23 protein-coding genes are annotated in these 23,787 nt (G+C 66.2%); 8 read left to right on the plus strand and 15 right to left on the minus strand.

Annotation, left to right across the window (positions count from 1 at the left end; translation table 11 throughout):
• The 4 genes from ACIPQB_RS05070 to ACIPQB_RS05085 all read left to right on the plus strand — a co-directional run bounded on the left by ACIPQB_RS05070 (position 1) and on the right by ACIPQB_RS05085 (position 3,643).
• Positions 1–1,047: a lactonase family protein gene (locus tag ACIPQB_RS05070; protein WP_446484126.1), complete on the plus strand. Its 1,047-nt coding sequence runs from the start codon at positions 1–3 to the stop codon at positions 1,045–1,047.
• Between the two features lie 52 nt (positions 1,048–1,099).
• Positions 1,100–2,056, plus strand: a complete 957-nt coding sequence (locus ACIPQB_RS05075) for a PDR/VanB family oxidoreductase (RefSeq protein ID WP_446484127.1) — start codon at positions 1,100–1,102, stop codon at positions 2,054–2,056.
• An 11-nt stretch (positions 2,057–2,067) separates the two neighbouring features.
• Positions 2,068–3,168, plus strand: a complete 1,101-nt coding sequence (locus ACIPQB_RS05080; protein ID WP_446484128.1) for a RidA family protein — start codon at positions 2,068–2,070, stop codon at positions 3,166–3,168.
• A 154-nt stretch (positions 3,169–3,322) separates the two neighbouring features.
• Positions 3,323–3,643, plus strand: a complete 321-nt coding sequence (locus ACIPQB_RS05085) for a DUF2218 domain-containing protein (protein WP_446484129.1) — start codon at positions 3,323–3,325, stop codon at positions 3,641–3,643.
• 311 nt (positions 3,644–3,954) lie between these two features.
• On the opposite strand, the gene ACIPQB_RS05090 is transcribed toward ACIPQB_RS05085, so the two are convergent.
• The gene (locus ACIPQB_RS05090; RefSeq protein WP_446484130.1) at positions 3,955–4,368 is read right to left on the minus strand and encodes a DoxX family protein; all 414 of its coding nucleotides are present in this window, start codon (positions 4,366–4,368) and stop codon (positions 3,955–3,957) included.
• Between the two features lie 96 nt (positions 4,369–4,464).
• Between ACIPQB_RS05090 and ACIPQB_RS05095 the strand changes: the two genes are divergently transcribed.
• Positions 4,465–5,373: a LysR family transcriptional regulator gene (locus tag ACIPQB_RS05095; protein WP_446484728.1), complete on the plus strand. Its 909-nt coding sequence runs from the start codon at positions 4,465–4,467 to the stop codon at positions 5,371–5,373.
• 24 nt (positions 5,374–5,397) lie between these two features.
• Here ACIPQB_RS05095 and ACIPQB_RS05100 read toward each other — a convergent pair whose 3' ends face one another.
• From ACIPQB_RS05100 to ACIPQB_RS05145, 10 genes are all read right to left on the minus strand, one after another.
• The gene (locus ACIPQB_RS05100; RefSeq protein WP_446484131.1) at positions 5,398–5,697 is read right to left on the minus strand and encodes a YciI family protein; all 300 of its coding nucleotides are present in this window, start codon (positions 5,695–5,697) and stop codon (positions 5,398–5,400) included.
• 1 nt (position 5,698) lies between these two features.
• Complete coding sequence (locus tag ACIPQB_RS05105) at positions 5,699–6,241, minus strand: flavin reductase family protein (protein ID WP_446484132.1); 543 nt, start codon at positions 6,239–6,241, stop codon at positions 5,699–5,701.
• Positions 6,242–6,244: 3 nt separating this feature from the next.
• Positions 6,245–6,907: a 4-carboxy-4-hydroxy-2-oxoadipate aldolase/oxaloacetate decarboxylase gene (locus ACIPQB_RS05110; protein WP_446484133.1), complete on the minus strand. Its 663-nt coding sequence runs from the start codon at positions 6,905–6,907 to the stop codon at positions 6,245–6,247.
• Complete coding sequence (locus tag ACIPQB_RS05115; protein ID WP_446484134.1) at positions 6,904–7,557, minus strand: RraA family protein; 654 nt, start codon at positions 7,555–7,557, stop codon at positions 6,904–6,906. Before ACIPQB_RS05115 ends, ACIPQB_RS05110 begins: the two co-directional genes overlap by 4 nt.
• Positions 7,554–8,228: an RraA family protein gene (locus ACIPQB_RS05120; protein ID WP_446484135.1), complete on the minus strand. Its 675-nt coding sequence runs from the start codon at positions 8,226–8,228 to the stop codon at positions 7,554–7,556. Before ACIPQB_RS05120 ends, ACIPQB_RS05115 begins: the two co-directional genes overlap by 4 nt.
• A 15-nt stretch (positions 8,229–8,243) precedes the next feature.
• Positions 8,244–9,221 carry a DODA-type extradiol aromatic ring-opening family dioxygenase gene (locus ACIPQB_RS05125; protein ID WP_446484136.1) on the minus strand — a complete coding sequence of 326 codons (978 nt, stop codon included), beginning with the start codon at positions 9,219–9,221 and terminating at the stop codon, positions 8,244–8,246.
• Positions 9,222–9,237: 16 nt separating this feature from the next.
• Positions 9,238–10,278: an amidohydrolase family protein gene (locus tag ACIPQB_RS05130; protein ID WP_446484137.1), complete on the minus strand. Its 1,041-nt coding sequence runs from the start codon at positions 10,276–10,278 to the stop codon at positions 9,238–9,240.
• A 278-nt stretch (positions 10,279–10,556) separates the two neighbouring features.
• Positions 10,557–11,402, minus strand: a complete 846-nt coding sequence (gene fghA, locus ACIPQB_RS05135) for an S-formylglutathione hydrolase (RefSeq protein ID WP_446484138.1) — start codon at positions 11,400–11,402, stop codon at positions 10,557–10,559.
• Between the two features lie 7 nt (positions 11,403–11,409).
• A complete protein-coding gene (locus tag ACIPQB_RS05140) occupies positions 11,410–11,784 on the minus strand; it encodes a VOC family protein (protein ID WP_446484139.1) in 375 nt (124 codons plus the stop codon).
• A 50-nt stretch (positions 11,785–11,834) separates the two neighbouring features.
• Positions 11,835–12,944, minus strand: coding sequence for an S-(hydroxymethyl)glutathione dehydrogenase/class III alcohol dehydrogenase (locus tag ACIPQB_RS05145; RefSeq protein WP_446484140.1), 1,110 nt, complete (start codon positions 12,942–12,944; stop codon positions 11,835–11,837).
• Positions 12,945–13,053: 109 nt separating this feature from the next.
• Between ACIPQB_RS05145 and ACIPQB_RS05150 the strand changes: the two genes are divergently transcribed.
• The 3 genes from ACIPQB_RS05150 (at position 13,054) to ACIPQB_RS05160 (ending at position 16,764) form a co-directional block, all read left to right on the plus strand.
• On the plus strand, positions 13,054–13,965 hold the full coding sequence (locus ACIPQB_RS05150; protein WP_446484141.1) for a LysR family transcriptional regulator: 912 nt from the start codon (positions 13,054–13,056) through the stop codon (positions 13,963–13,965).
• A 379-nt stretch (positions 13,966–14,344) separates the two neighbouring features.
• A complete protein-coding gene (locus ACIPQB_RS05155) occupies positions 14,345–15,109 on the plus strand; it encodes an SDR family NAD(P)-dependent oxidoreductase (RefSeq protein WP_446484142.1) in 765 nt (254 codons plus the stop codon).
• Between the two features lie 29 nt (positions 15,110–15,138).
• Positions 15,139–16,764 (plus strand): MFS transporter, encoded by a 1,626-nt coding sequence (locus ACIPQB_RS05160; RefSeq protein WP_446484143.1) that lies wholly within the window; start codon positions 15,139–15,141, stop codon positions 16,762–16,764.
• A 157-nt stretch (positions 16,765–16,921) separates the two neighbouring features.
• Here the strand turns inward: ACIPQB_RS05160 and ACIPQB_RS05165 are convergent, their stop codons facing one another.
• From ACIPQB_RS05165 to ACIPQB_RS05180, 4 genes are all read right to left on the minus strand, one after another.
• A complete protein-coding gene (locus ACIPQB_RS05165; RefSeq protein WP_446484144.1) occupies positions 16,922–17,584 on the minus strand; it encodes a glutathione S-transferase family protein in 663 nt (220 codons plus the stop codon).
• Between the two features lie 49 nt (positions 17,585–17,633).
• Complete coding sequence (locus ACIPQB_RS05170; protein ID WP_446484145.1) at positions 17,634–19,841, minus strand: beta-glucosidase; 2,208 nt, start codon at positions 19,839–19,841, stop codon at positions 17,634–17,636.
• Positions 19,842–20,072: 231 nt separating this feature from the next.
• The gene (locus ACIPQB_RS05175) at positions 20,073–21,740 is read right to left on the minus strand and encodes an AMP-binding protein (RefSeq protein ID WP_446484146.1); all 1,668 of its coding nucleotides are present in this window, start codon (positions 21,738–21,740) and stop codon (positions 20,073–20,075) included.
• An 88-nt stretch (positions 21,741–21,828) separates the two neighbouring features.
• Complete coding sequence (locus ACIPQB_RS05180; RefSeq protein ID WP_446484147.1) at positions 21,829–23,703, minus strand: tannase/feruloyl esterase family alpha/beta hydrolase; 1,875 nt, start codon at positions 23,701–23,703, stop codon at positions 21,829–21,831.
• Positions 23,704–23,787: the final 84 nt, after the last annotated feature.

Below are 23,787 nucleotides of genomic sequence, written 5' to 3' on the forward strand. Positions count from 1 at the left end.
ATGTTCGTCTATGTAGGGGGCATGCCGACCGACAAGCTTGCCGTCTGGTCGCTGGAAGGGGAAGGCAAGCCCGCAGCTCTCGTTCAGGAAGTCGATGGGCTGTTCTCGCCCTCCTTCCTCTGCCGCCATCCCCAGCTTCCGAGGCTCTACGCGGCCGAACGCCAATGGTCCGAAGCCGACCCGAGCAGCGGCGCGGTGACCACCTTCAGCATCGAACGCGACAGCGGCCGGTTGACGGTTGTGGACCGCCGGCGTTCGCAAGGGGCGTTCACCGCCCATGTCAATGTCTCGCCCGACGGACGCTTCCTGCTCGTGGCGAACCCGCGCGGCCCCACGGTGGCGCTATTCCCGCTCGACGAGGCCGGATGTCCCCAGGGCGCGGTCCAGGTGGTCCGGCACGCCGGAAGAGGCCCCCTGGACCGCCAGGCCGCGCCTTGGCCGCACAGCTGCTACATGGACGCGGCGAACCTGCGCCTGTTTGCCTGCGATCTGGGGTCGGATCGCGTCATGATCTACGACGTCGATGGGGCGACCGGGGCGTTGGCGCCTGGCGCGCAACCTTTCGCCCAGGTCTGCTCGGGAGCCGGCGCGCGGCACATGGCGCTCAATTCCGGCCAAGGTCTCGCCCATGTCGTGAACGAACTGGACAGCACGGCGTCCACGTTCCGCTACGACCCGGCCGCGGGCACGCTGGCCATCGTGCAAACGATATCGACGGTTCCCGCCGGGTTCTCGGGGGCAAACCTGCCGGCGGAAATCCTCGTCGATCCGACCGGACGTCACGTCTATGTGACCAATCGCGGCCACGACAGCATCGCCTGTTTCGCGGTCGGCGCGGCGGGTCGGCTTGAGCTCATCGCTCATGTTCCCAGCCGGGGCGAGACGCCCCGCCACATCGCGATGAGCCCGGATGGAACCCTCGTCGCCGTTTCCAATCAGGGCGCGGGCGCGGTTCGACTGTTCGACCGGGGCGCCAACGGCCTGATCGAGGACCGCAATCAGGCGCTGCCGGCGCTCAACCCGACTTGCGCGGTGATTTTCTCATGAGGTCCCCGGGCGCAGTCCGCACCAATTCGACCTGGAAGGGACGGAACAGTAGATGACGGATCTTAAACTGAGGATCGTCCGCAAGATCGTCGAAGCGGACGACATTTACAGTTTCGAGTTGCGCAGCGATGAAGGGCGGCCTTTGCCGGCCTTCGCGGCTGGATCGCACATCGACGTCAAGACGCCCGCTGGCCCGGTGCGGCAGTATTCGTTGTGCAACAATCCCTCCGAACGCGATCGCTATCACATCGCCGTCTTGCGCGATCCGGCCTCCCGCGGGGGCTCAAGGTCGCTGGCCGATGATGTCAGCGAAGGCGATCTCGTCGAGGTCAGCCAACCGCGCAACCATTTCCCGCTGCACCAGGCCCAGGAAAGCCTGCTGCTCGCCGGGGGGATCGGCATCACCCCGATCCTGTGCATGGCCGAACGCCTGCAGGAGATCGGGTCGGACTTCGCTCTGCACTATTGCGGCCGATCGGCCGCAAGGATGGCGTTTCTGGACCGCATCCGCAGCAGCCCCTTCGCCTCGCGGTTCACGCCGCATTTCGACGATCAAGCCAAGGCGCAATTGCTCAATCCCGCCGACGTTCTGGCCGGGCCCGCCGCGGGCAAGCACCTCTACGTCTGTGGTCCGACCCCGTTCATGGACTGGGTCATAGACAGCGCCAAGGCGCTTGGGTGGGCGGACGCCAACATCCATCGGGAATATTTTTCCGCCGACGCGATCGACACGTCCCAGGACGCCGCGTTCGAAATCCAGATCGCCAGCAGCGGCGACGTATTCGAGGTCCCCGCGGATCGACGCGTGACCGACGTTCTCGAGGACGAGGGCTATTTCGTCGCCGTCTCCTGCGAGGAGGGCGTGTGCGGAACATGCCTCACGCGTGTGATCGAAGGCCAAGTCGATCACCGCGACAAGTACCTCGATGACGCTGCTCATCGGTCCAACGAAATGTTCACTCCCTGTGTCAGTCGAGCGCGCGGCAAGCGCCTCGTGCTTGATCTCTAGCCGAGGCGCCCATGTCGATGAGGAATATCTGGATCCAGAGCGAGAATGGTCGCCTGAAGCACCATGGCCGGCGCAGTGGGGACTGGTTCTTTTCCGGCCCCATCACCGGCTTCGATCCGGTGAGCGGAGACATGCCCAGCGACCCTGAAAGCCAGGTGCGCAATTGCTTCCATCATTTGAATCAATTGCTCGACGCCGCGGGGCTCTCCGCCGAGTCCGTCGGGCATCTGATGGTGTGGCAGAAGGATCGTGCCTTTCGTGACCCGCTGAATGTCCAGTGGGCGAACATGTTCCCGATGGCGGATGATCGCCCCGCTCGCCACGTCGTCATCCGCGACTGGCCGGGCGACAGCGTGATCGTCATCGAGGCGACGGCAATCGCAAATTGCCAGCGTCGGACGATCGTGGCCATGCCGGGCGCGGCCCTGGGCGGGGGCAGCGATCGAGGCTTCATACCGCTGGCGGCGGTGATGGGCGAAGTCATGTTTACCGGCGCGATCGCCGGCTGGAACGTGCAGACGGGCAAGGAGGCGGAGGATCCCGCCGCCCAGACGAATTTCGCCTTCACCAATGTCCAGGCGCTTCTGGAGATCGGCGGCTTCGATCGCGAGCACCTCGTCCAGGCATACTGCTGGCAAAGCCAGCCGGTCTTCGCCGCCTTGGCGCAAGCCAATCTGGCCGAACGGTTCGCGCCGCCGGCTCGCCCGGCCGGGCGTACGGTGATGTTGCCCCTGCCGATGAACCTGGCCACGCAGGTGGAGACCATCGCCTTGCGCGCCTCCGAACGCCGCAGCTATGGCGCCGCTCCGGGAGGCTTTGCGAACATGGTCGCCGCGGACGGCGTGCTGTTCGGATCTTTCCAGGCGCGAGACCCAGGCGCGCTGTTCGCCGAAATGAAGAAGGGGCTGACAGAGGCCGGTTTCGGGCTGGGCGATGTCGATCACCTCTATGTCTGGAAGCTCTCGAGCGACCAGGACGAGGCGATCGAACAAGCCTGGGCCGATTGCTTCCCCGACGAGCGCCAAAGGCCGGTGCGGCACGATGTTCTCTTGCAGTCGGACGGGCCGGCCACCGTGTCCCTTGACCTGATCGCGCGTCGGAACGATCGCTGATCTTCGAGCGCGAAAGCGAAGAAGCGCGACGCAAACGTCGCCCGCTCGTGCATCGACGGCGTGGGCGTCCGGGGCTGCGCTCGGCGCCGGACGAGGACGGTCTCTTGAGCCGGCACGGTTGCGACATGTCCAAACCAGACCCTGGGAGCCCCTGATGAACGAACCGATCTCGGCCACCGCCACCGTCCCGACAAAGCTGGGCAGCCGGTACTTGCAGCAGCTGTGCAAGCATTGGTCCCATAGTCTGAAGGTCGAGTTCGATCCGCAGCACGGGACCGTCGTGTTCCCCAAGAACGCGCGGGGCGCAGACCACCCTGGCGACGGCAAGGTGATCTTCGAGGTTTTGGAGGCGGGCCTGGCCGTGAGCATCGAGGCCTCATCAGCCGCGCAGCTCGAGGGCTTGAAGGGCGCGGTCGCCAGACACCTGGACCGGTTTGCGTTCCGCGAAGCGCCGCTGGCGTTCGACTGGCGCTAGGGGAGCCGACGCCGGGGCGACGGGTTGCTCGGGGGCCAAACGCCGCGTCGCACATTCGGCGCGATCACGGGGAGACCAGACTGCGCCGGGTGAGCCATGCTCGATCGCCTGGCGTTCACGAGGTCTTCCCCCAGGCGCTGATTGGTCCCGCCACGGCGGCCTGGACCATGGCGGCGGGACGCCTTTCAGAGAAGCGCCTTGACGTAAACGGCGGGCGCGTCCGCCGGCCCTTGCATCCGATCAAAATTCGTCGAGCCAATCTTTCGATTGGCAGGCGGCCCCGACCCGGTGCGTCGGGCCGGGCCGATCGCTCAGCGCGCGGTGATCGGGACTTTGCGCGACCGGCCCCACAGGACGAAGATCGCCAGCGTCAGCAGCACGAAATTGAGGGGCAGCATCATGAATTCCCCCCGCGAGCCGTGGAAAACGATCGCCAGAACCTGAAGCGCGATAATGCCCCGGGCAGCCCATATGCCAAGCTCCGGGCGGATGCGCGTGACGGCGGGCAGCAAGACGCCAAGGCCACCGGCCACGTCGACCGCGCCGATGAAGCGCACGAAAGCCACCGGAAGTTGGCCGGTCCAGGGCATCATCATCGACAAGTCCGCGATGGGCTTGGACAGCTTCATGAGGCCGAACATCACAAAGGGGACAAACAAGAGACCTTGAGCGACCCACAGGGCGATCCGGATTATAATAGAGGCGTTTGATTTGGGCGTGTCCATGCGTCTTCTCCACCGATGTGTATTTCACACCGATCTATTCCGGCGGCGTTTTGGAAGATATCGCGTTTGTTCTGATGGACAGCTTCAGTTATATTGATGGTCATGGATGCGTTGAGGCTCGACCAACTTCTGGTTTTCGTGACGGCCGTCGACGCGGGAAGTTTCTCCGGCGCTTCGCGAGCACTCAACCGCGGGCAGACGGCCGTTACCTATACGATCCAGAAATTCGAAGATCAGATCGGAACGCCGCTCTTCGATCGCACCCAGTACCGGCCAACGCTCACCGCCTCGGGCAAGGCCTTGCTGCCGCGCGCGCGGCGCATCCTCGCCGACGCCAACCAGTTGATGGACCACGCCAAGGCGCTGGTCCTCGGATTAGAATCGGAGGTGCGGCTCGGCGTGTCGGATACCGAAAGGATGGCCGACCTGGCGCCGACATGCGTGGATTTCCGCGCGATGTTTCCGACGGTTTCCCTCAGGATCGTGCGGGGCTCGTTCGGTCTGGGGGAAGCCCTGGTCGAAGGACGGCTGGACCTGGCGGTCGTGGTCGACGTCGACCTGCCAAGGTCGCTTGAGCGCAACCCGATTTCCACGGTCGATCTGATCGCCGTCGCCGCGCCCAGCCACCCGCTCGCGGCGCGCCGAGGGCCGATCGGCGTGGATCTGTTGCGCGAGGAACTTCAGATCGTGCTCACCGATCCGCGCGAGGTCGCCGGCAGCAGCGAACATGGCGTCGCGGCGCTCGATTGCTGGCGCGTGGCCGACTTCGCCACCAAGCACGCCCTGCTTTGCGAAGGGCTGGGCTGGGGCAGCATGCCCAGCTCGCTTGTCGCCGAAGACATCGCCGCGGGTCGTCTGGTCGCCCTGTCGGTCGAGCGCTGGGACGGCTGCGATCGCATGCCAAGCTTCCAGGTCGTCGTCGCTCGGTCACGCGAGCGAGCGCTCGGACCGGCCGGCGCGGCGCTCTTCGCCGCGCTCGTCCGCGACCGCGGCGAGGCCCGCTAGTACGCCTGTGGCGATATCCGGCCGCTATCGGTCGCCGGCTGGCGAGGGGTTGAGCGCGGCGATGCGGAAGGTCCTGACCGACACCAGGTCGAACAGTTCCGCGGCGACGAAAGGATCGGCGTTGGCGATCAGCGTCGCCTGCGCCCGATCTTCGGCCTCAAGGATCACGATGCTGCCTTCGGGCTTGGCGTCGTCGCCGAGCAACGGGCCCGCCAAGACCAGCTGTGATCCCAGCCCCTTGCGATAGGCGACATGGTCGGGCCGTTTGAGCTCGCGCAGCGCCGCGTCGCCGACCTGCCTATATTCGACGAGATAGTGGGTCATGCTATTCCATCAGCCAATCAGAGGCCCCCAAGGCTTCCAGCAGCGGCCCGGGATCGCGGCCGGCAAATCGGCCGTATCCGCCATGGGCGTAGAGCAACGGCATGATGCTGGAGCCGCGTACGCGCACCGCCTGAACTTCTCCAAAGAAGATCGTGTGGCCGCCCACGTCGATGCTCTTGGCAAGGCTGCAATCGAAGGCGGCCGCGGCCGTTTCCAGGATCGGCGCGCCGCTGTGCAGCGTGGTCCATGCGCCGGCCTCGAAACGTAGCGCGGGGTCCATCGGCCTTGCGAACCGGTCGGCCAATTCGCGCTCGGTGGACGCCAACACGTTCACCGCAAAGCTGGCCGCCTTGAGGAAGGTGGACCGGCTGGCGCTGTTGCGATTGATGCAACAGAGCAGGGTGGGCGGGTCCGCCGTAACCGAGCAGACGGCCGTGGCGGTCATGCCCGCGCGCTCGCCCCCGGGCGGCTGCGCGGTCAGGATGGTGACGCTGGAGGCCAGGCGTCGCATGCCTTCGCGAAAGTCGGATGCTTCTGCGGCCATGGGCTAGCCGAACTTGTAGATGTCGAGCGTGGTCTCGTCCGCCTTCAGGCGCTCGCAGATCGTCAGTTCGTCGGCGTCTCGCTGCTCGGATGCGGCGATCACCGCCTCCGCGCGGACCTGCGGGACGACCACCACGCCGTCATTGTCGCCGATCACCAGATCGCCCGCGTGGACGGTGAGGCCGTCGACCAGGATCGGCGCATTCACCCAACCGATCGCGCCCTTGTCCTTTCCCGTTCCGCGAATGCACTGTCCGCGGGCGAAGACGGGGAACCCGACCTCCTCCAACAGCGTGAAGTCGCGCACGCAGCCGTCGATGACCAGGCCCCCCAGCTGGCGAGCCTGGGCGGCGGTCGACATGACCTCGCCCCAATAGCCGTGGTCATAGACGCCCGAGCAATGGACGACCAGGACGTCGCCCGGCCGCGCCGCGTAGATCGCGTAGTGCAGCCAGAGATTATCGCCGCCCGGCGAGTGCACCGTGACCGCGGGGCCGCAGATCCGAAAGTGCGGGTGCACCGGCTTGATGGCCGAAGGCATGACGCCGATCTTGCCGCCGGCTTCATGCACGGTCGCGCTTGAGAGCGAGGCGGCGCGGCCGACGAGATCGGCGGCGACGCGGTCGTATCCGTCCGTGCGGATACGCGATTTGGGATCAATGCTCATTGGTCACGCGTCTGCAGCTGATGGTACTTGAACTGGCGCCGCGCCTCATCGAGCCGCGCGCCGCCGCGCACGGCGGCGCGGATCTGGGCTTCGGCCTGGTGGATCTCCTCGGCGACCGCGAGGACCTTGTCCTCGTGTTGCTTCGGAATGACCACGACGCCGTCGGGATCGCCGCGCAGGATGTCCCCGGGCTGGACCCGCGCGCCGCCGATGTTGACCACGCAACCCATCTCTTCGACCTGCACGCGATCCTTGCCCGTGCGCATCCAATGGTCCTTGGCGAAAACCGGATAGCCCAGCTCACGACAAAGAGCGACATCGCGGCTGATGCCGTCGATCACGGTGCCGGCCAGCTGTTTGCGATGAGCGATCTCAGTCAGGATGTCGCCCCAGATTGTGGCGTCCGTCCGGCCTCCGTTGTCGATCACCACGACATGCCCGGCGGGAACGTCATCGATATAGTCGCCCACCGTGCCTGGCGGGCTGGCGGCGGGACCGCAGCGCATCGTGTAGGCGCGGCCGGCCATCCGGAACGAAGGATCCCGTCCCTTGATCTCATAGCACTGCCCGACGATGCCCAGCCGATCGAGCGCGTCGCTGATCGTTGCGGTATCCAGTCGTCCGGCGCGGTCGACAGCTTCATCGCTCATGTCAGGTCTCCGGTCAGCATGTGTTCGTAGGCGCCGCCCATCACTTCGCTGATCGGTGTCCCGCTCAGGATCGCCTTGGCCATGGCCGCCTCGCGCCCGACGATCTCCTCGGCGGCCTCGACCACGCGGGCGATGTCGTCGGGGGAGATGAAGATGACGGCGCTGTTGTCGGCCACCACGTAGTCGCCCGGCCTCACCGTGACATCGCCGATCGACACCGGCTGGTTTGTCGCCTTCTCGACGACGCGGCCACGCGCGGTGAAGCTGGTGGTCTTGTTGGTGAAGATCGGGAACTCGTAGCCGCGCGCCTCGTCGATGTCGCGCACCGGCCCGTCGGCGACGACGCCGGCGACGCCACGAACCTTGGCTCCGAGCGTCAGCAGGCCGCCCCAGCATCCGGCCTCCAGGCCGGTGCGCTGTTCGACGACGATGACGCTGTTGGCGTCCGCCGCCTCGACGGCCGTGGTGCCCAGGTGTCGCGGCGGTCCGGGCGGCGGCTCGCCGGCGCCGAGACGCACGGTCACCGCCCGTCCGGCGATCCGGCCCTTGCCCGATTGCTGCGGGAGTCCGGTGACGGCGCCGGTGAGCTTGAGCCGATCAAGCGCGTCGGAAACCGCGCAGCAGTCCAGCCGGCGCAATCGCGCCAGGTAGTCGATGTCATTGTTTGTCATGATTTTGCTCTGACCTTAGCGCCAGTAAACGAAGCCCATCGCGTTGCCGGTTCCGGCTTCGCTGCGATAGTAGGGGACGTAGTCGACGATCGTCGGATCCAGGCCCAGCTCGGCCATGACCGCCGCGACCGGCACCCAGTTCTTCAGCTCGGAGGTTCCGTCCTGGAAAACGGCCTCGCCCAGTTCGGCGACTCGAGAAATGTCGCGATCGCGAAGGGCGTCGAAGAAGATCTGGTCGACCTCTTCGTCGATGGCGAAATGAGTGAGTCCGCCCGAAGCGATCACCGCCACCCGCGCGTCGCTCTCCCAATTGCGGATGCCGCGCAGCACCGATTTTCCAAAGTCGTAGCAGCGTTTGATGCTCGGCTGGTTGGGCGCGTAGAAGGTGTTGACCAGCACCGGCACGCTGGGAACCGGGTTGTCGCGCATGATCTGGCGGTAGACGAAGCCGAACGCGTGGGGCGTCTCCGGCTTGGGCAGGCGCTTCATCGCGGCCACGTCGAATTGGTCCGCCATGGCCTGGCCGATGATCGACAGCGCCAGATCGGGCTGTCCGGCATATTCGGCGCCGCCGCTGGGGATGTAACCTGGCGCCGCCAGACTGATGACCGGCGGAAGCTTCGCCATGCGCTCAGGCGTGAACTCGTAATTGGTGATGGTGTCGCCATGGAAGACCGCGAAGGCGGGGATCAGGCGTTCGTCGAAAATCTCCATCTGATCGTTGCCGACGATCACGGCCACATCGACTCGCGCGGCGGCGAAGACGTCGGCGAGTTCCTTGATGCCAGCGTGGCAACGGGCGGCGTGCGCCTCCATCGCCGGCCTGGTGATCTTCTCGGCCAGGCCTTCATCCCTGCGGGCCTGGACAAGTTCGTCGTAGCTCCAGGTGTTCCCGCGCCAGGCGTGCCTGTGGCTCTTGTCGAACGGGAGCCCTGCGGCCCAGACCGACGGGTCCGTGACCAGCATCGGTCCGTGGCTGGTGCCGATGCCCAATACGATCTCCGCCACCTCAGACCACCCCTTCCAGGTTGAAGACCTTCTTGGCGTTGCCCGAGAAGATCATCTCCTTCTCCGCATCGCTCAGCCAGTCGAAGCCCTTGATGTGAGGCGCGATGTTGTCGAGCGTCTGGCCCGTCTGCGGATCGACCGCGGAGCCGACGCCCGGGCATTCCGCCCCGAAAAGGCAACGATCGACGCCGGCGATCTTGATCAGCAGGCGCAGCGACTCTTCATTGTAGAGGACCGTATCGAAATAGAGATTTCGAAGCATGTCGTAGAAGTTCTTTCCCCGACGCAGCGCTGACGCGTGGAAACGTCCGGCATGATAGGGAATGGCGCCGCCGCCATGGCTCACGATGATCTTGAGTTCGGGGAAATCGGTGAAGACGTCACTGTGCGTGAGGCCGTAGACAGCCGACGTCTCGTCCAGAAGAAAATTCAGCGTGTAGGGGTTTTTCTCGGAGCGTGAACTGGCGGAATGGATATGCGCCGGTACGTTGAGATCGCAAAGCTTCTCGTAGAGCGGATACCAGTAGCGATCGCCCATCGGCGGGGCTTGTTCGCCGCTATTCTCGTAGGGGTCGGGATTGAGCAGGCAGCCTTTGAAGTCGAGTGTCTTGATGGCGCGCTCGAGTTCGGGCAGCACCCCCTCGATCGGGGCGCCGGCGACCTGGGGAAGGCCCGCGACGCCGAGGAAGCGATCGGGCAGCAGTTTAACGGTGCGCGCGATGATGTTGTTGGTTTCCTCGCAGAACCAATGCACCAGCTTGCCGGGCTTTTCCGAGTGCATCTGCTGGAAAGGGCGAGGGGAAAGGAGCTGGAGCCAGGTTCCGGCGCGATCGAGCATGTCGAGGTGGCCGCAGGGGGCCATTTCCTTCTTGTTCGCGAAATGGAGGATCTCCTCATCGCTGACTTCGGGAAACTTTCGGCCGTGCTCACCCCGGTGAGACAGGAGCAGCGACTTGTACACCCACAGGGCGTCAGGCGCACTCACATGTCCATGGCAATCGATGATCTGGAAGTCTTTTCCAGACGACGCGTCCTTCGTCACTCTCGATTCCTTATAAAGTATCGGAATGCAAAGTCGTATAGCGATCAGGTTGGCATGTCAACTAAATGCCAGGTCTTGGGCGGGCCCTCGAAAGGGGCGTCCTGGGGCGCGGCGTCATGCGGCCAAGGCCCGAGCGCGCGGGGAAACCGGCCGGGAACGACGCCGAAGAATGGGTGGAGAACCGCGCAATGTGGCAAACAGTGGCGCGAGGCGACGGGGCTCTCGATCGCCGTTCGGCGCGCTCGGACGTCCGCCGGGAAGAGCGCGGCGCGCGCTGATTAGGGCGTGCCCGATCCGAGTTGCTCGGCGTGCCAGCGCAAATGGTCGCTCATGAACGTCGAGATGAAATAGTAGGAGTGGTCGTAGCCTGGATGCTGACGCAGGACGAGCGGTTGGCCTGTGGCGTCGCAGGCGGCCGCGAGCAGGGCGGGCTGCAGTTCCCGTTCGAGAAACGGATCGGCCAGGCCAATGTCGACCAGCAGGTCCGGCAGCCGCTGGCCGGCCTGGATGAGCGCCACAGCGTCGTGCTCGCGCCAGACGTCCTCGTCGTCGCCGAGATAGGCGTTGAAGGCCTTGCGGCCCCAGGGGACCTGGCTGGGCGCGCAGATTGGAGCGAAGGCCGAAATGGAGCGCCACCGCCCCGGCCGCCGCAGCGCCAGGGTCAGCGCGCCATGGCCGCCCATGGAATGACCAAAAAGCCCCTGCCGACCGGAGTCGGCAGGGAAGTGTTCGCCGATCACGACGGAGAGCTCTGCGATATAGCTTTCCATGCAAAAATAGGGCGACCAGGGCGGCTGAACCGCGTCCACGTAGAAGCCGGCGCCCTGACCGAGATCATAGGCCTCGTCGTCGGCGACGTGGGCGCCCCGGGGGCTGGTGTCTGGACAGACAACGATGAGCCCGAGCTCCGCGGCCGTCCGGCGGAATTCGCCCTTTTCGGTGACGTTGGCGTGCGTGCAGGTGAGCCCCGAGAGGTAGGTCACGACAGGGCAGGGCCTTAGCTGCGCCTGCGGCGGGACGAAGACGGAGAAAGTCATCTCCGTCCCCGTCGCCGCCGAGGCATGACGGTAGACGCCCTGGACACCGCCGAAGGCGGGGCTCGTCGAAACGGTCTCAAGGGCCATCTTGCACTCAGGCCGGGTCGAAGTTGTAGGCGCAGACCTTGTTGCCGGCCGGATCGCGCAGATAGGCGGCATAGGCGTCGGGCAGGTGCCCGCGCGGACCGGGCGCGCCCGCGTCCGTGCCGCCAGCGGCCAGGCCCGCCGCGTGGAAGGCGTCGACGTCGGCATGGCTGGCCGCGGCGAAGCCGAGGGTGACGCCGTTGCTCGACGGGGCCTGGCCATCTCCCGGATACAGCACGAGAAGCGCGGGCTTTTCCTTGCCGTACAGCATGATGTTGTCGCCCATGGGCCCCAGGTTCTTCACGCCCAGGGGCGCCAGGGCCGCGTCATAGAATTTCGTCGACACCGACAGGTCGTTGGCGCCCAAGCAGGTGTGCGAAAACACACCGTCTCCCGAAATAACTGACATTTTTTAGCTCTCCAGTTTTATGGGTTTCAGAACGTCACCACCGTGCGGATGCTCTCGCCGGCATGCATCAGGTCGAAGGCCTTGTTGATGTCTTCCAGCGGCAGGACGTGGGTGATCATCGGGTCGATCTGGATCTTGCCGTCCATGTACCAGTCGACGATCTTGGGGGTGTCGGTGCGGCCGCGGGCCCCGCCGAAGGCCGTGCCGCGCCAGACCCGGCCGGTGACCAGCTGGAACGGCCGGGTGGCGATCTCCTTGCCCGCCTCGGCCACGCCGATGATGATGCTCTCGCCCCAGCCGCGATGACAGGCCTCCAGCGCCTGGCGCATCACCGTGGTGTTGCCGGTGGCGTCGAAGGTGTAATCGGCCCCGCCGTCGGTCAGGGCCACCAGGTGGGCGACGAGATCGTCGTCGATGGTCTTGGGATTGACGAAGTGGGTCATGCCGAACCGGCGGCCCCAGGCCTCGCGGTCGGGATTGAGGTCGACCCCGACGATCATGTTGGCGCCGACCAGCTTCAGGCCCTGAATGACGTTGAGGCCGATGCCGCCCAGGCCGAAGACCACGGCGTTGGCGCCCGGCTCGACCTTGGCAGTGTTGACCACCGCGCCCACGCCGGTGGTGACGCCGCAGCCGCAGTAGCAGGCGGTCTTGAACGGCGCGTCCTTGCGGATCCTGGCCACCGCGATCTCGGGCAGCACCGTGTAGTTCGAGAAGGTCGAGCAGCCCATATAGTGGTGGATGGCCCGGCCCTTGTAGGAAAAGCGGCTGGTGCCGTCGGGCATCAGGCCCTTGCCCTGGGTGGCGCGGATCGCCGTGCAGAGGTTGGTCTTGCCCGACAGGCAGCTTTTGCACTGGCGGCATTCGGGCGTGTAGAGCGGGATCACGTGGTCGCCGACCGCCACGCTGGTGACGCCGGCCCCGACCTCGACCACCACGCCGGCGCCCTCGTGGCCCAGGATCGACGGGAACAGGCCCTCGCTGTCCAGGCCGTCCAACGTATAGGCGTCGGTGTGGCAGACCCCGGTGGCCTTGATCTCGACCAGCACCTCGCCGGCCTTGGGGCCCTCCAGGTCGACCTCGACGATCTCCAGCGGCTGCTTGGCGGCGAAGGCGACGGCGGCGCGGGTCTTCATGGCGGCTCCTGGATAATTCGACCGGACCATAGACTCCGCTCGGTTTGCGACAATTGGGATCCTATGCAAAACATTGTTGCCTTGCAGGGATAATCTTGGGGGCGGTCTTATGTCTTGGGCTGGCATCGACGAATTCACCGCGGTGGTGCAGACCCGTAACTTCACCCGCGCGGCGAAGCAGCTGGGCTGTTCCACGTCCCAGATCAGCCGTGAAATCGCCGCGCTTGAGGAGCGGCTTGGTCAACGGCTGCTCTACCGAACGACCCGGCACGTCAGTCTCACGGACGCCGGCGAGCGCCTTATCCTGCGCTGCCGACGTCTGGTGGAGGAGCGCGACGAGGCGTTCGCCGAGTTGCTGGCGGAGGGCGATCAACTCCAGGGGCAGTTGCGGATCACCTGCTCGGTGGCCTACGGCGAGCGCTTCATCGTGCCGCTGCTCAACCGTCTGATGGTGAGCTACCCGAAACTCAGCGTCGACCTGATGCTCACGGACGAGATGCTCGACCTTGTGGAGAAAGGCGTGGATCTGGCTGTTCGGTCCGGCACGTTGCGGGATTCACGGTTGGTCGCGACGCGGCTCACCTCCCGCACGCGCTTGCTGTGCGCTTCGCCGGCCTATCTCGCCCGCCATGGAACGCCGACCAACCTCGATGATCTTGGTCGGCACGTGTGTCTGCGGGGGACGAGCGACACCTGGACCTTCGACCGCGATGATCGCGTCCATATCCACCGCCCCCAAGGGCGCTTTCGCTGCAATAGCGGCCAGGCGGTGCTCGAAGCGGCCTTGGATGGGCTGGGCGTCTGCAGGCTGCCGGATTTCTACGTCGAGCCCCACATCGCCCGCGGCGATCTGGTCGAGCTCCTCGCCGAGCATCGACCTGCCGACGAGGGTGTCTGGGCGGTCTACCCGAACCGGAGGCATCTTTCGGCCAAGGTTCGCACCGTCATTGAGCAACTGAGCCTGGTGCTCAATGAAAACCGCCTCAGGACCCAAACAGGGCTTCGCCTCGGCAGCGCTTGAGAGAAGGGCGACGGCGAGGAGAATCAAACTGAACGTTGGCGCGGACTGACTTTGCGAGGCGGAGGCTCGGGATCTTGGGGCGCAAAGTGCGTCGAAATAGAAGATGCCCTCCTATGGCGACGCGAGTGCAAGCGGCGGGAACGGTCTTCAGGGGCCTTTTTTGGGATCGTCGGTGAGTTATTGTGAAGAGTCCTGTTGTTTCACGGCATGTTGATTTCACACATAAGGCTTATAAATATCTTTGATCGGTCGGTGTGCAATTGTAAGTCGACGCTTAGCTCCGTGATGCGGCCGATAAACTATATCCATTGATATTGGTTATTGGTCGTTGACGCCCCATATCGCTCTTGCAGGCGCTTGGTCTGCGGGGAGTCTGGCCATGACGCAGATCGACACCACCACGCCCGTCGCCACGCCGGTCCAGGGCAGTCTGCTCGTGGTCGGGGTCGGCGCGGCCCAGGGGCTGGGCGCCGCCATCGCCCGCCGGTTCGGCCAAGGTGGCTTCCCTGTCGTCATCGCCGGTCGCAACGCGCCAAAGCTCGAAGAGACCCGGGCCCAACTTCAGGCTGAAGGGATCACGGTCGCCAGCGTGGTCGGGGATGGGGCCAACGCCAGCGACGCCCAACGGTTCGTGGCGGCGGCCCAGGCGCTGGCCCCCTTGGCCGTCGCCGTCCACAATGCCGGCAGCAATCGGCCCGCGCCTTTCCTGGAAGTTTCAGCCGAACACTATGAGAGCCATTGGCGCGAGCATGCTCTTGGCGGCTTTCACCTGGCGCAGGCGGCGCTCCCGGTGCTGGTCGCGCGCGGCGGCGGCAGCCTGATCTTCACCGGGGCTAGCGGCAGCCTGCGCGGCAAGGCCAATTTCGCGCCGTTCGCCGCGGCCAAGGCGGCCCTGCGCGCGACCAGCCAGAGCATCGCTCGCGAGTTTGGGCCGCAACGCGTCCATGTCGGCCACGTGATCATCGACGGCGGCATCGAGGGCGAGCGGCTGCTGTCGCGCCGGCCGCAGTTGAAGGACGAGCGCGGCCCGGATGGCCTGCTCAACATCGACGCCATCGCGCAAGCCTATTGGATCCTTCACCACCAGCATCGCAGCGCCTGGACTCTGGAACTGGATCTTCGCCCTTGGTCCGAGACATTCTAGGCCTCGCCGGCCGCCGCGAGCCAGCGCCCTTGAAGCGGGAGAACTCGCGTATCTTCTGGTCTTGCCGCCGGCGCGTCCATTGGATTGGTTCATCATGCCCGCTGGCGATAATCGCTTGTTATCGGGGGCGGTGGTCCTTAGATGCCGGCCGCAGAAGTTATCAGCGCCCCTCCACGACGCTGCGCGTCGCCAGGGGCGAGCGCCGTTCCAAGATCGACCGTCCTTTGCGCCCTCCTTTCGAGCGACCTGCCGCGCCCGCCGTCCTGATCCCGCTGGTGATCGGCTGCGGGCTGTTGATGCAGGGCCTGGAAGGCACGGCGATCGCCACGGCCTTGCCGACCATGGCTCGGGCTCTGGGCGAGAGCCCAGTACGGCTCAATCTGGCGATCAGCGCCTACATGCTCAGCGTCGCCGTCTGCATCCCGATCAGCGGCTGGATGGCCAATCGCTTCGGTGCGCGCAATGTCTTCTGTTTGGCGATGGCCCTTTTCGCGCTGGCTTCGGCGCTGTGCGGCCTGTCGACCAGCTTGCCGCAACTGTTGGCCGCGCGAGTGCTGCAGGGCGTCGCGGGCGCCCTGATGACGCCCGTGGGCCGGGTCGTGATCCTGCGCGCCACACCCCGCGATCAGGTCGTCAAGGCCATGTCCATCCTGACCGTGCCAGCGGTGCTGGGACCGATCCTGGGGCCGTTGATCGGCGGGGCGATTGTCGAGGCCGCCTCGTGGCGCTGGATCTTCTTCCTCAGCGCACCGGTGGGTCTGACGGGTCTGATCGCCGCCATCCTGATTATTCCGGACCTGCCCCGCGAGCCGGCCGGGCCGCTGGATCTTCGGGGCTTGGCTCTGGCCGGGGGCGGCGTCGCCGCTCTCGTGATCGCCTTGGGGGAGGTGGGTCATTCCAGCTGGCCTCCGGGCGTGATCGTCGGATTGGCGGCGCTCGGCGGCGCGTCGCTGCTAGCCTATGTGAAGCACGCCCGGTCGGCGCCTGCGCCGATCCTGGATCTTTCATTGCTGCGCCTGCTCCCCATGAACGTCGCCATCTTCGGCGGCGGGGTGTGGCGTGTGGCCATGGGCGCCTCGCCGCTGCTGCTCGTGCTGCTTTTGCAGGTCGGTTTTGGGCTATCGCCCTTGAGGTCGGGCGCCATTTCGTTCGCCGGCGCGATGGGGTCCCTGCTGATGAAGGGATCAGCTACATCGCTGCTGCGGCGCCACGGCTTTCGGCGCGTGTTGATCGTCAACGCCGCCCTGACCGGCATCCTGCTTGCAGACATCGGCCTGTTCCGGGCCTCGACTCCGCATGCCCTGATCTTCGTTCTACTGTTGCTCGGCGGCTTTTTCCGCTCGTTGCAGTTCACCGCCCTGGCGTCGCTTTGTTATGCCGATGTGCCCGACCGGGCGCTGGGCAGCGCGAGCGCCCTGGCCAGCATGACGCAGGAACTTGCCCAGAGCCTGGGCGTAGCGTTGGCGGCGCTGACCTTGCAAAGCCTGCTGGCGCTGCGTCATGGCGCGGCGTTCACGGCTCGGGACATATCAATCAGCTTCTTCGTCGTGGGCGGCCTGTCGTTGCTGTCCATCCCGCTGTTTCGACGCCTGCCCGCGGGCGCCGGCGACGCCTTGAGCGGTCGTTCCGCGCTTACGGCGGCGGCTGAGGGCTAGGAGGTCCCGGTGGACCCGGGCAGGACGATCCGGCGCGGCCGAAGACTTCCTACGTTCAGCGCGCATCTGGCGAGGGACGAAACTGGCGGCCAGCGGACTGTCCGGACCAGTTTGGGAAGCTCCAGGATCATGCTTGGCCGGCGGAGCCGCGGCAGGATCAGCCGTCGGTGGCAAGGCTCAGGGGCACGCCCTGTTCGCGGGCCGCCCTGCTCTGAGCCGTCAGGGCCCGCGCAAAGGCGTCTCGTTCCTGAAGCCGCCGCCAATAGCTCAGCACGGCCGGCTTGAAGCGCGGCTCCAAGCCCAACTGCTGGGCCAGAAACAGCGCATAGCCAACCGAGACATCGGCGGCGGTGAAGCGGCCTGCGCAGAGATAGTCTTGGTGCGCAAGCAGTGGTTCCAACGTGCGAAGCCTGGACAGGAACCATCGGACATAGTCTTCGGCGACGCTGGGGATTCTGCGCTCTTCAGGTTCAAGCCGCGAATAGCGCACCACCAAGGTCTGCGGAAAGGTGAGCGTGGCTTCGCCAAAGTGCAGGAAATTGAGGTAGGCGCCAAAGGCGGCTTCGCCAGGTTCGACCTGGAGGGGCGTAGGCCCATGAACCGCGCAGAGGTACTGGCACATGGCCGCAGACTCGGTCATCCGGGTCTGGCCATCGATCAGCAATGGAATTGTGCCCAGGGGGTTGAGCTCCAGGTAGCCGGGCTCCAGCACGCGTGGCGGAAACGGCAACATGATCAGCTCATAGGCAAGCCCGAGCTCCTCAAGCATCCAGAGCGGCCGGAACGACCGGGCGCTCATGCAGTGGTAGATCACAATCATCGTCGTTCTCGTCTACGCAGTTGCGACACGGGTCTCGTCCAGCGCCCAGCTAGGGCTTGAGCCGGCGGGCTTTGAGTCTGGCCTCGCCGGATAGTCTGGGTGCGTCTATGGCGGCGCTGACCTCGACGACATAGCGGCCGCCCTTCAGTCGCCAACCCGCCTTGCGGGTGTCATAGCGCGCCAGGATCCGTGGTTCGGCCTGGATGGTCACGCGCCGCGTCTGGCCGGGCTCCAGATCGACACGGCTCCATCCGGCCAGGCGCCGCACGCCGTCGATCCGAACATAGAGCTGTGCGATCTCGACGCCGGCCCGCGCGCCGGCGTTGGAAACGTCGAAGCTGGCGCTAAGCGCGTCTCCCCCCGTGAGCGCCAAATTGCCATACGAAAACCGCGTGTAGCTCAGGCCATGGCCGAACGCGAACAGGGGCTTGAGGCCGCGGCGGTCGTACCACCGGTGACCGACATCCGCGCCTTCGGGATAGGTGACGATGAAGCCCCTGCCGGTCGGGTCCACGTCATAGAGGCTCTTGCCGGTCTCGATCGAATACTTGTCTGCTCCCGGCAGGGCTGGGTTGGGCAGTTGGTCCAGCGACGCGGGGAAGGTCACCGGCAGGCGGCCGGCGGGATTGACTTCGCCGGTCAGGACCCGGGCGATGGCGCGACCGCCGCGTTGGCCCGAATACCAGGCCGCCACGACGGCCGGCGCCTTGTCGAGCCAGGGCATCAGAACCGGACCGCCGCTTTCCAGGACCACGACCGTATTGCGGTTGGCGGCGGCGACCTTGGCCACGAGCTGGTCTTGGCCGCCAGGCAGGCTCAGATCGGCCACGTCCTTGCCCTCGGCGGTGAACTGCTCGACGAAAACGATCACCAGGTCGTAGTCGATCGCCGCCGCGGCGGCCCGGATCGGATCGGTTCCATCGTCGTAGGACACCGTGGCGTTGGGCAGGCGGGCGCGCAACTCGGCCAAGGGCGAGGAGGGCGCATACATCTTGCGATGCCAGATCGGCTCGCCAGGCAGGTCCAAGGTCAGGGCCGGGCCGCCCATCGGCAGCACCTGGGAGGAGCCGCCGCCCCCCAGGACGCCGACATCAGCGTGAGCGCCGATGACCAGCACGCGCCGGGTCGCCGGCTTGATCGGCAGAAGGTCGCCGTCGTTCTTGAGCAGCACCAGCCCCGCTTCGGCGATGTCCTGGGCGACTTGGGCGTGGGCGGCCTCGTCGATGGGGGCGCGCTGGGCCACGGGATGATCGACGACGCCCAGGGCGTACAGACTGCGCAGGATGCGCAGCGCCGCGCGGTCGACATCGGCGGCCTGAACGCGGCCAGCGGCCAGGTCCTGGCTCAGCAGGGCGCCGAAATACGGCTTGTCCTTGGGCTTGGTCCCCGATTCCTGGTCCAGGCCCTGACGAATGGAGGGGCTGTGCACCGCGCCCCAGTCCGACATCACATAGCCCTTGTACTTCCAGTCGCGCCGCAGGACGTCGTTGAGCAGGAAGCTGTTTTCGCAGGCGTAGACCGTGTTGACCTTGTTGTAAGCGCACATCACCGAGCCTGGTTGGCCGATCTCGATGGCCAGTTGGAAGGCCAGGAGGTCGGTCTCGCGAAGGGAGGCCTCATCCATGTGGGCGTCGAGCTCGGTGCGACCCGTCTCCTGGGCGTTCAGGGCGAAATGCTTGACGGTCGAGACGATATGGTTGGACTGCACCCCGCCGATCGCGTGGCCGCCCAGGACGCCCGACAGCAGCGGGTCCTCGGAGAAATACTCGAAATTGCGTCCGTTTCGCGGTTCGCGCACAAGGTTGACGCCGCCGGCCAGCAGGACGTTGAAGCCCTTGGCGCGCGCTTCTGCGCCGATCATCGCCCCGCCGCGCTCGACCAGTTCCGGCGACCAGCTGGAAGCCATGGCCGCGGCCGAGGGCAGGGCGGTGGCGCCGTCGTTTGGCCGCATCACCCCGCCCATGTTCGAAACGCCCAGGCTGGCGTCGGTCTCGGTCAGCGTCGGCAAGCCCAGGCGGGCCAGGCCGGGAACGAAGCCGGCGCTGTTGGGGGTTCCGGCCGGCAGCTTGTCCGGCGGCGTCAGGCCCGGGATGAACCCGCGCAGCAGCGCCAGCCGCTCTTGCGGCGTCATCGCTTCAAGGGTCTGGCGCGCCCTGGTGTCCGGATCGGAGACCGGCTGGACTTGGGCCTGGGCGGACGCGCCGACCGCGATCACCCAACTGGCGATCAAAATGGCGATGGGTCGGGGTGCTGGCATCGATTTCTCCGGATCCGTTCGGTAGAGGGCGCCGAGCGCGGCCGCAGCCGGCCGCCGGAGCCCGTTCGGGCGCTGGGCCCTTTCAGTTGGACTTGGGCTTGGGGCGGAGCGGGGGCTCTATGAACATGACGGATTCCTTCCCAAGCCGCGCCTGCCTGTGCCCGACGCGGCGGGTCGACCGTGGCGGCGTCGCGGTCTCCAGGGTTGATGGTGCTACGGTTCCGGTGATGGTCACGCCGTGAACTGGGCCGCGCCGGCGCGCAGGGCCTCCAGCCGCCTCTGCTTCAGCACGAAGCGCTGGATCTTGCCGCTGGGCGTCTTGGGCAGGGCGTCGACAAAGTGCACCGCGCGCGGATAGGCATGGGCGGCGTAACGCGTCTTGACCCATTGTTGGATCTGCCGTTCCAACTCGGGCCCGGGCGCGACGCCGGGAGCGGCCACCACATAGGCCTCGATCACCTCGCCGCGCACGGCGTCGGGCACGGCGATCACCGCCGCCTCGGTCACCGCTGGGTGGCTCAGCATCGCCGATTCCACCTCGAAGGGACCGATCCGATAGCCGGCCATGATGATCACGTCGTCGTCGCGGGCCGAGAAGTGGAAATAGCCGTCCTCGTCGACCCAGCCCGTGTCGCCGGTCAGGTACCAGCGACCGTCGCCGGCGAACTTCTCGGCGGTCTTGCCTGGAGCGCCGTCATAACCCTCGAACCAGGCCAGGGGACTGTGAGCCAGGTCGATCGCCACCCGCCCGACGACGTCGGGGCCCACCGGTTCGTCGCCGGTTTCGTCCAGAACCAAGGCCCGCCAACCGGGCAAGGCCTGGCCCATCGAACCGGTCCGAATGGGTCGGCGCATGTCAGGATGATTATGATTGTTGATCAGCATGCCCGCTTCGGTTTGCCCGTAGTGGTCATGGACCAGGGCGCCGAGCGCGCCCTCGGCCCAGGCGTTGATTTCGGGCGTCAAGGGCTCGCCGGCGCTGGAGGCCACGCGAAGCTTGAACGGCCTGGCCGGCGACAGGTCGGCGACACGTAGCGCGCGATAGACCGTCGGGGCGGCCGCGAAATTGGTGACGCCCTGGTCGGCCAGGATCGCCACGGTGCTGTCTGGCGAAAAGCCGCCCTCGAACAGCAGGCTGCGGGCCCCGGTCAAGAAACTGACGATCACCCCGAAATAGAGGCCATAGGCCCAGCCGGGATCGGCCGCGCACCAGAAGACGTCCCCGTCGCGCAGGTCCAGGCCGAAGACGGCGTAGGCGTGGAAGGCGGCCAAGGCTCGAGTGGGCACGACGACGCCCTTGGGCGCGCCGGTCGTGCCGGACGTATAGATATGGATCATCGGCCAGTCGCCGCCGCCCGCGAACGCCGGAAAGCCCGGCGGCGAGGCGTCGATCAGGTCCTGCAGGGAGGGATCCTGGGTCTCGCCCGGTCCGGCGACGATCACGCGCCAGGGCGGTGTGGCCGGAATGTCGTCGCCGGGCAGCAGCTTCGGGCGTTGGGCGACGTCACAGACCACGATCTTGGCCTTGCTTCCCAGCAGGCGCGACGCAATGGCGGCCGGGGCGAAGGCGGTGAACAATGGCACGTGCACCGCGCCCAGCCGCCAGATGGCCATCAAGGTCACCAGATAGGCCCGGCTCTTGCCCATCAGGGTGGCGATCCGGTCGCCGGGGAGGAGGCCAAGTTTCTGAAAACTGGCGGCCAAACGCTCGGACTCCTCGCGCAGCTCGCCATAGGTGAGATCGTGCCAGGTGAGGTCCGCCGCGATCACTCTGTAGGCCAGGGCGGCCGGGTCCTTGTCGTCGCAGAGCAGTCTGGCCGCGCCGGCTTCGGATCCGCCGTAGCGCGCCATCCATTGAGCGATACGCAGGTCGGTCGGGTCATGAGCGGCTTTGGACATGGGGAAATTCCCTAGATCGTAAGAGCGGGAAGAAGTGCAAAACCGCGGCGCGGGCGTGGGCGGCAGGGCCACGTCCGCGCGCTCAGCCCTAGTATGTCGCGCCGGCTTGTCGGCCCGAATAGGCCACCTTGAGCATGGAGCGATCGCCCGCCGGACAGGTCCAGTTGCCGCCGTCCTTGACGTCGCCCTTGCCGCTGTAGCGCGCCATTTCCGGGAACTTGCACAGGGGCATGGTCCGCAAGGGCGTCTTGTTCGGATCGACGATCGGCGAGCGCATGCTGTAGAGCTTGGCGGGGAGGGCGTCGGGCGCCTGGCCCTTCTCGACCCAGTCTTCCATCGCGGTGAGCGCGTCGAAATTGTTGGGACCAACGCCAGACATGCTGCAATGGCCCGACCCGGGGATCGCGAACAGGCGGATGTTGTCTTGCAGTTTGGCGTAGCCGCCGTGGCGCTTGGCCTGGCGGCCATAATAGTTCGCCGAGGCATAGAAGGTCAGCTTCTCGTCGCTGAGATTGTGCCAGATCAGGAACTTGCGATCGAGCTTGATCAGCTTGTCGGCGCTGTCGGGCGCCTGACCCATCCCCGCGGCCAGGGTCGTCATCGCCCTATCGGCCTCGGCGCCCGGGACGACACCATGAAAAGCGGCGACTTGGCCGGGGCCGCCGCGCTTGTAGGAGAACAGCTGGCGGGTCGAGAAGGCCGGATCGTTCTTGTGGACGAAGACCTTCAGAACCGCGTTGCTCAGGGACCACATGGAGATCTCGGCGCCGGTGTCAGGCCAAGGGTCGGCGGCCATCGGATCCTTCGGAGCACCTGTCGAGGCGACGCTTGGCGTCAACTCGCTGACCGAAAGGCCCGGCTGGACGACCCGTCCCTTCTCGTCGGTCACGGCCGAGAGCCCCACGCTCAGGGTTTCAATCTGCGCCTTGGTGAAGCACTGGGCGCCCGGCTTGTCGTCGACGCACCGTGGCAGGTCTCGCTCGGGTCGGAAATCACAGGCCGCCGGATTCTGGATTAGGCCGTCCTGCACACCGTCAAGCTTGTCGCAGCGATCCTTGACGATCGGATCGACCTTGGACAGCAATTCGGCGGGGATCGCTGCGTCTGGGCTCCGTAGCGACGCCAGCAAGGTCCCGCCCACGTGCATGGCGGTCGGCGCGAGCGTATAGGCCGATCCGGCGATGATGCCGTCGAACTCTTCTGGAAAATGGGCCGCGGCGACGAAGGCGTCGCGGCCGCCGCCCGAGCAGCCGCTGAAATAGGCGCGCTGGATCTCGCGCGGCGCGCCATTGGCCTTGGCGTAAAAGGCGGTGGTGAAGGCCTTGCCCATGTGCGCCAGCACCTTCTGGGCGCGGTAAAGGTAGTCGGTAATGGCGTCTTCATCGACCTGGCCAGGTCCCTTGACGGCCCATGCGCCGCCGTCCATGCCGATATGGCCCTCGTCTGTGGCGAAGGACGCATAGCCCTTAGCGATGATCTGCCCCGGCCAGCCCTGGGTGGAAATCGTGATCACCGAGCCTGCCGCGTTGCTTACGGCGAAGTTTCCGCAGTGCCCGCTGCAGCCGATCTGCAGATACTTGCCGTTCCAATTGGCCGGCAACGTCGCCAAGAACTGGGCCGTTTTCCCCGTCTTGGCGTTGGTGACGAAGGCGCCGCTGATCTGGCAATAGGCCGGCAAATTGCCCTTGGCCGGGACAAACCGTACGCCGCCAGAGTGTTTGGGGTCGATCGTCAACTGCTGCACGGTCACGCCCCCTTCGATCCCCGAAGCGATCGCCTGGGCGGACTGGGGCTGGCAGACGCTCTGAAGCGCCACGGCCTGCGCATCGGGCTGCGGCGTCTGGCTTGAGGCCGAAAAGGCCAGGACCGAGGCGGTGGCGACCGCCACACCCGCTACGATCGCGGCGCCCGGCCGCCACGGCAGGGCGCGCGCAGGTCGCGAATTCTGGGGGCCCTTGTCCATTTGGTTTCCTCTTCCCGTTGGGGATGGTGTTGAGCGGCTGTCCTTGCGCAGGCCGGACCGACCGGCCCGGCGCGACGCGAGGGC

The sequence above is a fragment of the Caulobacter sp. LARHSG274 genome (assembly GCF_052871235.1).

What these genes read in the sequence shown, in the direction of transcription:
- ACIPQB_RS05075 (WP_446484127.1), top strand. Translation starts at nt 1,100, where the DNA reads ATGACGGATCTTAAACTGAGGATCGTCCGCAAGATCGTCGAAGCGGAC.
- ACIPQB_RS05145 (WP_446484140.1), bottom strand. Translation starts at nt 12,944, where the DNA reads ATGAAGACCCGCGCCGCCGTCGCCTTCGCCGCCAAGCAGCCGCTGGAG.
- ACIPQB_RS05100 (WP_446484131.1), bottom strand. Translation starts at nt 5,697, where the DNA reads ATGACCCACTATCTCGTCGAATATAGGCAGGTCGGCGACGCGGCGCTG.
- fghA (WP_446484138.1), bottom strand. Translation starts at nt 11,402, where the DNA reads ATGGCCCTTGAGACCGTTTCGACGAGCCCCGCCTTCGGCGGTGTCCAG.
- ACIPQB_RS05165 (WP_446484144.1), bottom strand. Translation starts at nt 17,584, where the DNA reads ATGATTGTGATCTACCACTGCATGAGCGCCCGGTCGTTCCGGCCGCTC.
- ACIPQB_RS05150 (WP_446484141.1), top strand. Translation starts at nt 13,054, where the DNA reads ATGTCTTGGGCTGGCATCGACGAATTCACCGCGGTGGTGCAGACCCGT.
- ACIPQB_RS05170 (WP_446484145.1), bottom strand. Translation starts at nt 19,841, where the DNA reads ATGCCAGCACCCCGACCCATCGCCATTTTGATCGCCAGTTGGGTGATC.
- ACIPQB_RS05175 (WP_446484146.1), bottom strand. Translation starts at nt 21,740, where the DNA reads ATGTCCAAAGCCGCTCATGACCCGACCGACCTGCGTATCGCTCAATGG.
- ACIPQB_RS05155 (WP_446484142.1), top strand. Translation starts at nt 14,345, where the DNA reads ATGACGCAGATCGACACCACCACGCCCGTCGCCACGCCGGTCCAGGGC.
- ACIPQB_RS05095 (WP_446484728.1), top strand. Translation starts at nt 4,465, where the DNA reads ATGGTCATGGATGCGTTGAGGCTCGACCAACTTCTGGTTTTCGTGACG.
- ACIPQB_RS05120 (WP_446484135.1), bottom strand. Translation starts at nt 8,228, where the DNA reads ATGACAAACAATGACATCGACTACCTGGCGCGATTGCGCCGGCTGGAC.
- ACIPQB_RS05180 (WP_446484147.1), bottom strand. Translation starts at nt 23,703, where the DNA reads ATGGACAAGGGCCCCCAGAATTCGCGACCTGCGCGCGCCCTGCCGTGG.
- ACIPQB_RS05110 (WP_446484133.1), bottom strand. Translation starts at nt 6,907, where the DNA reads ATGAGCATTGATCCCAAATCGCGTATCCGCACGGACGGATACGACCGC.
- ACIPQB_RS05105 (WP_446484132.1), bottom strand. Translation starts at nt 6,241, where the DNA reads ATGGCCGCAGAAGCATCCGACTTTCGCGAAGGCATGCGACGCCTGGCC.
- ACIPQB_RS05115 (WP_446484134.1), bottom strand. Translation starts at nt 7,557, where the DNA reads ATGAGCGATGAAGCTGTCGACCGCGCCGGACGACTGGATACCGCAACG.
- ACIPQB_RS05085 (WP_446484129.1), top strand. Translation starts at nt 3,323, where the DNA reads ATGAACGAACCGATCTCGGCCACCGCCACCGTCCCGACAAAGCTGGGC.
- ACIPQB_RS05080 (WP_446484128.1), top strand. Translation starts at nt 2,068, where the DNA reads ATGTCGATGAGGAATATCTGGATCCAGAGCGAGAATGGTCGCCTGAAG.
- ACIPQB_RS05090 (WP_446484130.1), bottom strand. Translation starts at nt 4,368, where the DNA reads ATGGACACGCCCAAATCAAACGCCTCTATTATAATCCGGATCGCCCTG.
- ACIPQB_RS05070 (WP_446484126.1), top strand. Translation starts at nt 1, where the DNA reads ATGTTCGTCTATGTAGGGGGCATGCCGACCGACAAGCTTGCCGTCTGG.